The organism is Ottowia sp., from assembly GCF_035444425.1.
In the GTDB taxonomy this organism is placed as follows: domain Bacteria; phylum Pseudomonadota; class Gammaproteobacteria; order Burkholderiales; family Burkholderiaceae_C; genus Ottowia.
Map to the genome: position 1 here is coordinate 39,399 of NZ_DAOMOQ010000009.1, position 11,916 is coordinate 51,314.

Sequence of the window (11,916 nt, forward strand, 5' to 3'; positions counted from 1 at the left end):
TCTTGTTCAAGCTCACCAGCCTCAACCTCAACGGCATCCGCTCGGCCGCCACCAAGGGCGTGGAGGCCTGGCTGGAGCAGCACGCGCCGGATTGTATTTGCGTGCAGGAGATCAAGGCCCAGATGCCCGACATCGCGGGCCGCTTCGAGATCCTGGCCGGCATGCGCGGGCACTTCCACCTGGCGACGGCCAAGAAGGGCTATTCGGGCGTCGGCCTCTACACCCGTCACGAGCCCAGCGAGGTCATCGCCGGCTACGGCTCGCCCGAATTCGACGAGGAAGGGCGCTACCTCGAGGCGCGCTTCGACACGCCGCAACGGAAATTCTCGGTCATCAGCTGCTACTTCCCCAGCGGCTCGTCCGGTCCCGAGCGGCAGGAGGCCAAGTACCGCTTCCTGGCCGAGTTCTACCCCTACCTGCACGCCAAGAAGGCCGAGCGCGAGTTCGTGCTCTGCGGTGATGTCAACATCGCGCACCAGGAAATTGACCTGAAGAACTGGAAGAGCAACCAGAAGAACAGCGGCTTCCTGCCCGAGGAGCGTGCCTGGGTCACCAAGGTCATCGACGAGCTCGGTCTGGTCGATGTCTACCGCCACCTGCATCCAGAGACCACCGGCGAGGCCTACACCTGGTGGAGCAACCGCGGCCAGGCCTACGCCAAGAACGTCGGCTGGCGGCTCGATTACCACCTGGCGACGCCGGCCGTGGCCGAGCTGGCGCGCACGGCGGCGATCTACAAGGACCAGAAATTCAGCGACCACGCGCCGATCACCATCGACTACAAGCTGCAGCTGCGCTGATGGCGTGGTCATCGACCACCTGCGATCCGGCTTCACCGTGCCATCGCGCCAACATCCTGATCGACCCATGACCTCCAATGCCCCGACCTCAAGTCTTCGCTACCTCACCATCCCCGTCACGCCGTTCCAGCAAAATTGCTCGGTCGTCTGGTGCGACACCACCAGGCAGGCGGCCGTGATCGATCCGGGCGGCGACCTGCCGCGCATCGAGGCTGCGGCCGCCAGGCTGGGCGTGGACCTGAAGCAGATCTGGCTCACCCACGCCCACATCGACCATGCCGGCGGCACGGCCGAACTGAGCCAGCGCCTCGGCCTGCCCATCATCGGCCCGCACCCGGGCGACAAGTTCTGGATCGACGGCATCGCCGAGCAGGGCCGCATGTTCGGCTTCCCGCAGGTCGACAGCTTCACGCCGACGCGCTGGCTGCACGACGGCGACACGGTGCAAGTCGGCGAGTGCACGCTCGATGTGCGGCATTGCCCCGGCCACACGCCGGGCCACATGGTGTTCCACTCGCCCGAGGCCCGGCGCGCCTTCGTCGGCGACGTGCTGTTCGCCGGCAGCATCGGCCGCACCGACTTTCCGGGCGGCAACCACGACGAACTGATCGCCAGCATCCGCCAGCGCCTGTGGCCGATGGGCGACGACACCGTGTTCATTCCCGGCCACGGACCCGAGAGCACGTTCGGCGAGGAGCGCCGCTACAACCCCTTCGTGCGCGACGCCTGACCGCGCTGCCGCAGCTGCCGGCAAATCCCGGACGGCACTGGCGCCGCCCGGCAAGGACTTGTTGTGCGGTCATGACGCGCGCCATGCCGGCATGTGAATAGATCACAAGATCGGGGTTATCCGGTCACTGAACCCATCCCGCGGTCGTCCCTAGACTGGTTGCCATGCTGTCGCACCACAGGGAGGTTCACATGCAAGCCGTCAACACAAGCTACAGGGAGAATCGCCAGCCGCCCGTCAAGACCGAAAAGGCCGACGAACTGCAAACCGGCTTTCTGCTGCGTTTGCTGGACGAGATCGACTACGGGCTGGTTCTGGTGAGCGCACAAGGCAGGATCCAGCACGCCAACCACCTGGCGCGCCACGAACTGGCCACGGGGCGGCTGCTGTACGCGACGCCGGACAACACCATCGTCGGCAGCGCCGCCGGCCTGACCGAGCAACTGATCTCGGCCATCCACGGTGCCGTCCAGGGTCGGCGGCGACTGCTCTACCTGAGCCATGGCGAGCGCAACATGCCGGTGGCGGTGATTCCGCTGACGCACGCGCTCGAGGGGCCGTCCACCAGCGTGCTGCTGGTGATGGCACGCCAGCGTATCGGCGACAACCTGGCGCTGCAGATGTTCGCCCGCGAGCACTGCCTGACGCCGACCGAGGAGGCGGTGCTGCGCGCGCTGTGCGACGGCCGCGAGGTGGACGAGATCGCGGTGCAGCACGGCGTCGCCGAGTCGACGGTGCGCACCCAGGTGCGTTCGCTGCGCGACAAGACCGGTGCCAACGGCATCCGCCAGCTGGTGCAGCGGGTACTGGCGCTGCCGCCGGTGGTGCCGGCGCTGCGCGGTGACGGCTGCCGGCCGCGCTACGCCACGGGTGCGGGCCTGCACTTAGTATGATGGCGAATGTCCCCCACAGCTGATGGCCCGCATCCACCATCACACCCTGCCGCGCTGCCCGGCCTGAACGGCCCTTCGGCGCACGTCGAGGCGCTGGCAGCCCGCGGCAACGCGCGCCACTACCGGCGCGGGGCGCTCATCATCCAGGAAGGCGACCGGGGCGACACGCTGTACATCGTGCGCTCGGGGCGCCTGCGTGCCTTCGTGGCCGATGCCAGCGGCAAGGAACTGACGCTCGGTGTGTACGGCCCGGGCGAATACGTCGGCGAGATGGCGCTCGACGGCGGGCCGCGCTCGGCCAGCGTGGAAGCGATGGCGCCGACGGTCTGCGCTGTCGTCACGCGCGCCGAGCTGCTTGGCTACATCGCGCAGCACCCCGACTTCGCGCTGGAACTGATGGCGCGCCTGATCCGCCGCGCGCGGCTGGCGACCGAGAACGCGCGCAGCGTCGCGCTGATCGATGTCTACGGGCGGCTCACCAAGCTGCTGGACCGCCTGGCCGAGCCGGCCGATGCGCACGGTCAGCGCATCCTGCGCGAGCGCCTGACCCACCAGCAGATCGCCAACCACCTGGCCTGCTCGCGCGAAATGGTCAGCCGGCTGCTGAAGGATCTGGAGGTTGGTGGCTACGTGGGGCTGCGCGAGCGACGGCTGGTGCTGCTGAAGGCGCTGCCGGCACGCTGGTGATGGCGGTCTCCCGGTGGCGATCTGCGCCCGACTGCGGCGGCGGCCGGGCGCCGCCGATGGGGTTTTCAGGGGCGCCTCAGACGATGCGCCGCTCCCCGTACTCCCTGCGCGGCAGCCGCACCGAATCCGGACCCGGCTGCGGATTGGCTGGCGGTGCGTTGGTGGCCAGGGTGCCCGCCAGCCATTTGCGCGCGGCCTGCGGCGCGGCGAAGCTGGTGCCGCGTCCCCGCACGTGGCCGGCGCTGCGCGTGCCGAGCAGCAGCAGGCCGGGCAGCGCGGGCGACTGCTCGGTCGGCGCCAGCCAGTCGGCGCCCACGTGCGGTGGCACGCCGGCCGGCACGGCGCGCCTGCCGCCCCGCGGCGCGCCGCCGCTCGAATAGGACGCCCGCAGGTACTGGCCCCAGCGCTGGTAACCGCCCACCATCCACAATTGGTTGGAGCCGCCGCATGCCGAGCCCAGGATGCTGCCATCGCCTGTCACCCGCAGCGGTCCGGTCGGCGGCTTGCCATCGTCGGGTGGGGCGAGGAACCGGGTCGGCAGCGCGCGTTGCGGCATGCCGGGGTTCTGGCCGCCCCAGCAGGCGTAGGCATGCACCGGCTTCAATGGTGCGCTGCTGCTTGGCGTGAGCGTCAAGCGCCATACGCCCGCCGGTGCGGCGGGTGCACCGTCCGGCGTGTCCGGCGCCTGGGTCGGTCCGACGTCGATGAGCAGCTGTCGCTGCCAGCCTCCACCCGGGGCAAGCATGCGCTTGCTTACCACCGCGCACTGCGCTGGCAGCAAACCGGGTGGCGCGCCCAGCCAATCCTGCGCCAGGTCGATCGTCAGGGCCATGGCCGCCCCCGGCGGGTGCAGGTCCAGCCGGCAGGCTGGCGTGGCTTCGCTGAACCACAGCTCCATGGCCACCGGCGCCGCGTTGCTGGCGGGCAGCCACCACGGCAGGGTAGTGGCCGCCTGCGGCTCGGCGGCATCGGCCCAGAACACGGCGTGGCGGCGCGCATCCTGGGCGTTGCCTGCGGCGTAGAACACGTCGAGCCGGATCTGGCGCTGCGCCAGCAACTCCTGCGTCAGCGCGTCCAGGGCGCGCTCGAACCACGAACTGCCGTCGTGCGGCCCCATGTCGGTGCCGTAGTCGACCACCACGGTGATCTCGGCCTCGTCGGGTGCGCAGTCGGCGATGTAGCGCAGGCCGTCCAGCACAGTGCGGTCGATGCTGCCCAGGCCGGGCGCCACCGTGATGCTGCGCGGTACCTGCACGAAGACCAGGTCGGCATCGGTGGCGTCCGTGCAGCGTTCCGAGCGGCCGCTGTCCGTCAGGCTGGACGGTGTCCGGGCACCGCCGAGCAAGCCCATCACCCAGGTGCCGTGGGTCACGCGGCTGCGCATGGCGTCATAGCCCGCCGCCTGGTAGCAGCGGTCCTCGTTCACGCCACCAGGTCCCAGGGCTGCCGCCATGCAGGCGTTCAGATGGGTCCGGCCGAGCTGGCGCCCGTAGCCGTAGCCGGCGGGCGTGCTGCCTTGTGCGGGATCGAAACCAGGGCGCGGATCCTGGTCCCACAGGGCCCATACACGGCAGCCGTGCTGCGGATCCTGCAGCGCCTGGTGGGCAAAGGCGCACCCGTGGTCGATGGTGGCGAGAATCCGCTTGCTGGACGAGCGCAGCGGTGCGGCCACGGGCGATGCCGGCGTGACCGGTCGGGGCGCCAGCGGCCGCCGCGGCGCCGGGTCGGCGCACAGCTGCACCTCGGTCACGAAGGGCGCATGGCCGAGCAGCACCAGCAGTGCCGGGGTGACGTCGGCCGTCACGTAAGCTGTCCTGGCGCCCTGCGTCAGCGGACGCAGGTGCGCCTCGGTCACGCGGCTGCGCGGGTGGGCGGTCAGCCACTGCGTCAGTGACTGCTGCGCGGCCGCCGCCGCGGGGGCATTGGCGAACTCCAGCGTGACGCCAACCGACACCAGTGGTGCGGTGCCGCCGTCGGCACGGTCGTCATAGTGTGCGAACTGGTTCAGCAGCGCACCGAGCAGGTAAGGGTCGAACTTCGCCTGTGCCGCCGCCGGCAGCGTTCCGATGCCGAGGGCACTCATGGGTTCTGGGTGACATCATTGGTCAGCCAGCGCCACTCCCGCCGTGCGTGCTGCCAGATCTGCCGTATCTCGCGGCGTTCCTCGGGCGCCGGCAGGGTGATCGAGGTTTCGCTCTGGGTCTGCAGCGCCGGCCCCGTGTCCTGCGGCTCGAACACCGTCTTCCGCATGCTGGCGACGGTGCCCTCTTGCCCGCAGGCGATCAGGCAGGCTGCCAGTGCATCGCCCAGCACCTTGCCGGCGAGCTGGTCGATCTTGAAATGCACGCCGGCGATGATGCGGTTCTCGGCGATGCGGTCGGCCAGGCGCTCCAGCTGGTTTTCCAGACTGTTCCAGCCCGTGTTCGTGCCGGTGTCCGGCCGGGTCAGTTCGGCCAGCAGGCGCGCCGTCACCTGCGCCTCGCAGCCATGGCCCATGGGGTAGCTGCCATGGCCGGGTGTGGTGATCATGGGCTGCACCTGCGGCGAATACTCCACCGGCCGCGCGCAGGCGAAGATGTGCTTCATCTGCATCTCGGCGAACAGCGCCAGCTGGTTCGCGATGCCCAGCAGTTGCAGCGTGGCCGGCGTGCGGGCAGCCGAGAGCGGCAGCAGGGTGGCGAAGAAAGCCAGCGTGTTCTGCGTCTGCATCAGGATCTCGGGCGCGCGGTCGTCGCGCAGCTCGGCGTCGGCGATGGTGTCGGCCAGCTGGGCCTGGAACAGGGCGGTGCTGGGTCGCCTGATGCGGAGTACCTGCTGGCTGTTGATCTCGAGCCTGCAGACGGTGCGGTCGGCTTCGCTCTTGACGCTCAGCAGGCTCAGCAGCTGCGGCAGCACGATGTAGGGCAGCACCGAGGCGTCCCAGCGCGCCAGTCGCTGTGCGCAATCCTGATCGGCCGACGTGCCGGACGCGATGAAGTCGGGATACAGGGGTGTGCCGTAAGGCGTGGCGTCGGCTGGGTTGACCAGGGCTGCGCTGCTGCGGAGCAGCGCTTCCGGGCTGGGCAGGTAGTCGGGGGTGCCGCCCAGGCCGCCGCCCAGGCCGCCGCCCAGGCCGCCACCCAGGCCGCCGCCCAAACCTCCGCCAAGGCCGCCTCCGAGGCCACCGCCCAAGCCTCCCCCAAGGCCGCCGCCCAGACCGCCGCCCGCCACGCTTGCGGTCTCGTGGGGATGCTGCAATTCCCTGATTCCCATGTTGCCTCCTCGATCAATGACCAAACGTACTCAAGCTTCCGCTACGCCCAATCCCCTGAGCGCCGCAACCACCCGCAAACGCGTCGGGTTTGCATTGACCTGCATGTATGAGCGCACCGTGAAGCCGGGCGTGGCGCGGTTGAGCACCCGCAATGTGGTTCGCGCGCCGTCGATGTCGCCGGATTCCCATTGACTCAGCAGCAAGGCCCGCAGCGCCGGCGGATGCAGGGCGTCGAGCCGGAGCGAGACATGGGCGCTCTCGATCGCCAGTTGGTACTGGCGGTTGATGGCGTAGGCGCTTGCCAGCACGGTTTGCAGGAAGTAGGTATGGGGATCGAGCGGTGACAGCGTGCGCGCCTTCAAGGCGCATTCGACGGCTTCGGCGCTGTGTCCGACATGGCCATTCCAGACGCTGCGGTACAGCCATGCGTGCGCTTCGTTGGGCGCCAGCGCCAGCGCCTGGTCGATGTCGCGCTGTGCGCCTTCCTGATCGCCCATCACCTGGCTCAGCGTGTAGCCACGCACCGCCAGCGCCAGCGGGTTGTCAGGCGCCAAGTCCAGCGCCTCGCGGCAGGCGTCCATGGCGCGCCGGGCGTCTTCGGCCGGCTGGGCGCTGATGCCGCGGATCACGCGCAGCACATGCCACTTGGCCAGCCAGGCGCGCACTTCCGACGCGCGCGGATGCCGCTCGGCCAGCGCCAGCAGCAGTTCGCGCCCCTTCTCGAAGTCGGGCACGTGCGATCGGTGCATCAGGTTGATGGCGCTGAGCTGCAGCGAGTAGGCCGACAGCGTGGCCACCGGCTGCACGCGCGCCTTGTCGGTTTCGGCGCTCAGGATGGCGCTGGAAGCGGCCAGCGCGATGCGGTGGGCGCATTCGGATTCGGCCTGCAGCAGGTCGCCCACCTCGGCGTTGAAGCGCTCGGTCCACACCATGCGGCCGGTGCGGGCATCGCTCAACTCGCTGCTGATGACCAGCTTGCCGCCGCCGGCCTCGCCGACCTCCACGTAGCTGCCCGACAGCACGAACTGCGCGCCCAGACGCCGGGCGACTTCGTCGAGCGCCGCGTCGCGCTGGCGGAACGCCGTGCACGACAGGCGCGAAATCACGCGCAGGTGCCGCGAGCGGCTGAGCAGGCTGATCACGGCGTCGGCGATCAGCTCGCCCACCGCGTAATGGCCGGGATCGTTGCTGCGGGCGGTGAACGGGATGACGGCGATGCCGGGCACCAGCGCCCCGCCTTGCTGCGCCGCCGGCGTGAGCTGGGGCTGGGGCCCGGCGGCGCCGACGCGCCAGACGCGGATCGGTTCGGGCACGTGCTTGAGGTAGCACTCGCCCATGTCGTGGATTTCGCCGTCCAGGCCGTCGGTCAGCAGGTCGCGCACCTCGGCCGTCACCGTGGTTTCGCCCGGGCCGGACAGCCCGGCCACGCGCGCTGCCAGGTTGACGCCGGCGCCGTAGATGTCGATCGAGTCGACGTACACCTGCGCCGCGTTCAGGCCCGCGCGCAGGTGGAACTGGCGTTCCGGCGCCAGCGTGCTGTTGATGTCCTGGAAATAATGGTGCAGGTCGCTGGCCGCCAGCACCGCCTCCGGCGCGGAATCGAACTCGGCCAGCAGGCCATCGCCCAGGCTCTTGACGTGGCGCCCATGGTGGGCCGGCAGCACGTGCGCACGCGCGTGCTGCACGAACGCGTGCCAACGCTGGACCACGGCGGCTTCGTTGGCCGCCATCAGGCGCACGGACTCCACCAGATCCATCACCAGCACCACCTTCTGCCGCAACGGCAAGACCGGCACCAGAGCATCGCCGCGCGCGGCGCCGAAGGCAGCAGTGTCAGGGGTGGCAGGCATGGACGTCATACCTTGGGCAGGTGAGAGGGCGGATGCACGTTCATTGTGCCGCAGCTGGTTTCAGGCGGCACCAATACCCATTGGTTCGCAGGCGGATGCAAATGGATGGTGACGGTTGGTCTGGGGCCGACACGCGGCTGCGCCCCGACCAGTGCGGAAGGCATGCAGGGCGGCGTCAATAATGGCGCCGATGAAGCCATTCATGAACCGCCAGCGCCGGACGACGTTGTTGTCGGCGCCTTGCCGAGGAGCCGCTCTTGCCTGACGCCGCCGCAGCGCCAAGCTGGCGCGACACCGTGCGTGTCTATCTGGCGCCCGCGAGCTTGCGCATGCTGACGCTCGGCTTCTCGGCCGGCCTGCCGCTGCTGCTGGTGCTGGGCACGCTGTCGTTCCGGCTGCGCGAGGCCGGCGTCGACCGCAGCACCATCGGCTACCTGAGCTGGGTCGGGTTGGCTTACGGCTTCAAGTGGGCCTGGGCGCCGCTGGTCGACCGGGTGCCGCTGCCGGGCCTCACCGCGTGGCTGGGCCGGCGCCGCAGCTGGCTGCTGCTGGCGCAACTGGGCGTGGCGGCCGGGCTGGTCGGCATGGCCATGGCCGACCCGCGCGTGTCGCTGGCCGGGGTGGTGTGGTGCGCGCTGGCGGTGGCCTTCGCCTCGGCCACGCAGGACATCGCACTCGATGCCTACCGCATCGAGTCGGCGCCGACCGAGCAGCAACCGGCGCTGGCGGCCAGCTACCAGATGGGCTACCGGCTGGCGATGATCTGGGCCGGCGCCGGCGTGCTGTGGCTGGCCGCGCGCGCGCAGGGTGGCGCCGCCGGCTACGACAACGCGGCCTGGCAGCTGGCCTACCTGGTGATGGCGGGCTCGATGGTGATCGGGGTGCTGACGGTGCTGCTGTCGCCCGAGCCGGCGCCGTTGCCGCTGGCGCCGACGCGCAGTGCCGCCGAGTGGCTGCGCGGCGCGCTGATCGAGCCGTTTGCCGACTTCTTTCGCCGCTACCGGTGGCACGCGGCGCTGATCCTGGCGCTGATCGCCATCTACCGCATCAGCGACGTGGTGATGGGCATCATGGCCAATCCGTTCTACGTCGACATGGGCTACACCAAGGACGAGGTGGCGGCCGTGACCAAGGTCTACGGGGTCATCATGACGCTGGCGGGCGCCTTCGTCGGCGGCTCGCTGGCGCTGCGCTTCGGCGTCATGCGCATCCTGATGCTGGGGGCCGTGCTGTCGGCGCTGACCAACCTGCTGTTCGCCTGGCTGGCCGGTCACGGTCACAGCGTGCCGGCGCTGATCGCCGTGGTGTCGGCCGACAACCTGGCTTCGGGCATTGCCTCGGCGGCGTTCATCGGCTACCTGTCGAGCCTGACCAACATCAGCTACTCGGCCACGCAGTACGCGCTGTTCTCGTCGCTGATGCTGCTGCTGCCCAAGTTCATCGCCGGCTTCTCGGGCGACTACGTCAACGCCTTCGGCTACGCGGGCTTCTTCACCAGCACCGCGCTGCTCGGCGTGCCGGTGCTGCTGCTGGTGTGGCTGGCCATGCGGACGCACCAGCAGGTGGCTGCGGCGCCCGAGCCGGTCCCGCGGTCGCCGCAGCAGGCCTGATGCGATTTACTTATCTTTACCCCGGCTTCAAGCCTCGGCCGCCGGCGGCGGCGAACATGGAAGGCGCGAGGCGGGCGCCTGCCCGCCGGGGAGTACGAGCACCACGATGAGCACCCAGCACCTGTTGATGATCGAAGACGATACCCGCCTGGCCGCGATGGTGGGTGAGTACCTGACCCAGTCCGGCTACGCCGTCGCGCATGCGGGCGACGGCGAATCCGGCCTGGCGGCGCTGCAGGATCGGCCGGTGGACCTGGTGATCCTCGATCTGATGTTGCCCGACATCGACGGCCTCGAGGTGTGCCGCCGCATCCGTGCGCTGCCGAACGAGGGCGCGCGGGTGCCGGTGCTGATGCTGACCGCCAAGGGCGACCCGATGGACCGCATCGTCGGCCTTGAACTGGGTGCCGACGACTACCTGCCCAAGCCGTTCGAGCCGCGCGAGTTGCTGGCGCGCATCCGTGCCGTGCTGCGCCGCCACCAGGCGCCGGGCACCGCGCCGGAACACAAGCCGATGCGCTTCGGATCGCTGGAAATCGACCGCGACGCCCGCAGCGTCACCGTGGGTGGGCAGCCGGCCGAGTTGACCAGCTACCAGTTCGACCTGCTCGTCACCCTGGCTGAGCGCGCCGGCCGCGTGCTGACGCGCGACCAGATCATGGAAGCGGTGCGCGGGCGCGAGCTGGAGGCCTTCGACCGCTCGATCGACGTCCACATGGGCCGCATCCGCGCCGCCATCGAGCAGGACGTGAAGAACCCCAGGCGCATCCTCACCGTGCGCGGCGTCGGTTACGTGTTCGCGAAACAGCAAGACTGACGCCGATCATGGCTTTGAGCGACAACCCCGTCGCGCGCAAGCTGTACCTGCGCATCTGGCTCGCGGTGGCCGGCAGCGTGGCGGTGCTGAGCCTGCTGGTCGGCTGGGCCTGGCACCAGGCCGAGCAGCAGCGCGAGCGCGATCGCCAGCCGCCGGCGCCGCGCGAGGTGGTGGTGCGCAATGCCGCCGGCGAGCTGATCGGCAAGGCCGAGGCGCAGCCGCGCCGCACGCCCGGCCAGGGCCTTGAGTTCGTCGTCAGGCTGCAGGATGGCCAGGAACTGCACCTGCAGATGCCGCCGCGCAGCCGCGCCCACCCTGCCGGTGGCCCCCGGCGCGGTGGCGATCCGGCGCTGGCCTGGCTGCGCCCGCCCTACGGCTTCCTGTGGATGCTGGCGTTGGCCGGGCTGGTGGTGATGATCGGCGTCTACCCGGTCGCGCGGCGCCTGACGCTGCGGCTGGAAGGCCTGCAGCGCGGCGTGCAGCGCTGGGGCGAGGGCGATCTGTCGGTGCGCCTGCCGGAAGGCGGGCATGATGAGGTGGCCGACCTGTCGCGCCGCTTCAATGCCGCCGCCGAGCGCGTGCAATCGCTGATGGATTCACAGGCGGCGCTGCTGCAGTCGCAGAAATCGCTGCTGGCCAACGCCTCGCACGAGCTGCGCTCGCCGCTGGCGCGCATCCGCATGGCGCTGGAACTGGGCGGCGGACCGAGCTCAGCCGCCGCCCGTGAGGAGATCGCGCGCAACATCGGCGAACTCGACCTGCTGATCGACGAGATCCTGCTGGCCAGCCGGCTCGATGCGCGCGAGGCCGACCTCGGCAGCGTGGAACCCGTCGACCTGATCGGCCTGCTGGCCGAGGAATGCGCGCGCGTCGGTGCCAGCCTGGACGTGGGCGGCGAGGCGCCCGAGATCGTGGTGCCCGGCGTCGCCAAGCTGCTGCGCCGTGCCGTACGCAACCTGCTGGAAAATGCCGTGCGCCACGGCCGGCGCACCGGACGCGCCGGCGAGGTGAATGCCGTGCTGGCGCTGGATGGCGCGCACGCGCTGCTGCACGTCGACGACCGCGGCCCCGGCGTGCCGCCCGATCAGCGCGAGCGCATCTTCGAGCCCTTCTACCGCCTGCCCGGCGCCAGCGAGCGCGACGGCGGCGTCGGCCTCGGGCTGGCGCTGGTGCGCTCGATTGCCGAACGCCACGGCGGCACGGTGCGCTGCAGCGGCCGCGACGGCGCCGGGGCGCGGTTCACGCTGCGGCTGCCGCTGGCTTGAGCCGGTTTCGT

General features: G+C 70.3%; 10 protein-coding genes. 7 read left to right on the plus strand and 3 right to left on the minus strand.

Annotated elements, in window-relative coordinates; translation table 11 throughout:
- The first annotated feature begins 2 nt into the window (after nt 1–2).
- The 4 genes from PK606_RS05520 (at nt 3) to PK606_RS05535 (ending at nt 3,110) form a co-directional block, all read left to right on the plus strand.
- On the plus strand, nt 3–800 hold the full coding sequence (locus PK606_RS05520) for an exodeoxyribonuclease III (RefSeq protein WP_324561534.1): 798 nt from the start codon (nt 3–5) through the stop codon (nt 798–800).
- 67 nt (nt 801–867) lie between these two features.
- Nucleotides 868–1,530: an MBL fold metallo-hydrolase gene (locus PK606_RS05525; protein ID WP_324561536.1), complete on the plus strand. Its 663-nt coding sequence runs from the start codon at nt 868–870 to the stop codon at nt 1,528–1,530.
- Nucleotides 1,531–1,721: 191 nt separating this feature from the next.
- The gene (locus PK606_RS05530) at nt 1,722–2,423 is read left to right on the plus strand and encodes a helix-turn-helix transcriptional regulator (RefSeq protein WP_324561538.1); all 702 of its coding nucleotides are present in this window, start codon (nt 1,722–1,724) and stop codon (nt 2,421–2,423) included.
- A 6-nt stretch (nt 2,424–2,429) separates the two neighbouring features.
- Nucleotides 2,430–3,110, plus strand: a complete 681-nt coding sequence (locus PK606_RS05535; RefSeq protein ID WP_324561540.1) for a Crp/Fnr family transcriptional regulator — start codon at nt 2,430–2,432, stop codon at nt 3,108–3,110.
- A gap of 76 nt (nt 3,111–3,186) precedes the next feature.
- Here the strand turns inward: PK606_RS05535 and PK606_RS05540 are convergent, their stop codons facing one another.
- From PK606_RS05540 to PK606_RS05550, 3 genes are read right to left on the minus strand one after another with little or no spacing between them, the layout of a single operon-like run.
- A complete protein-coding gene (locus tag PK606_RS05540; RefSeq protein ID WP_324561542.1) occupies nt 3,187–5,193 on the minus strand; it encodes a hypothetical protein in 2,007 nt (668 codons plus the stop codon).
- A complete protein-coding gene (locus PK606_RS05545) occupies nt 5,190–6,362 on the minus strand; it encodes a phosphatase PAP2 family protein (RefSeq protein WP_324561544.1) in 1,173 nt (390 codons plus the stop codon). Before PK606_RS05545 ends, PK606_RS05540 begins: the two co-directional genes overlap by 4 nt.
- A 30-nt stretch (nt 6,363–6,392) precedes the next feature.
- A complete protein-coding gene (locus PK606_RS05550; RefSeq protein WP_324561546.1) occupies nt 6,393–8,213 on the minus strand; it encodes an adenylate/guanylate cyclase domain-containing protein in 1,821 nt (606 codons plus the stop codon).
- Nucleotides 8,214–8,470: 257 nt separating this feature from the next.
- On the opposite strand from PK606_RS05550, the gene PK606_RS05555 reads away from it, so the two are divergent.
- From PK606_RS05555 to PK606_RS05565, 3 genes are all read left to right on the plus strand, one after another.
- On the plus strand, nt 8,471–9,823 hold the full coding sequence (locus PK606_RS05555; RefSeq protein WP_324561548.1) for an AmpG family muropeptide MFS transporter: 1,353 nt from the start codon (nt 8,471–8,473) through the stop codon (nt 9,821–9,823).
- Between the two features lie 106 nt (nt 9,824–9,929).
- Nucleotides 9,930–10,640, plus strand: a complete 711-nt coding sequence (locus tag PK606_RS05560; RefSeq protein WP_324561550.1) for a response regulator — start codon at nt 9,930–9,932, stop codon at nt 10,638–10,640.
- An 8-nt stretch (nt 10,641–10,648) separates the two neighbouring features.
- Nucleotides 10,649–11,905, plus strand: a complete 1,257-nt coding sequence (locus PK606_RS05565; protein ID WP_324561552.1) for a sensor histidine kinase — start codon at nt 10,649–10,651, stop codon at nt 11,903–11,905.
- Nucleotides 11,906–11,916 lie beyond the last annotated feature (11 nt).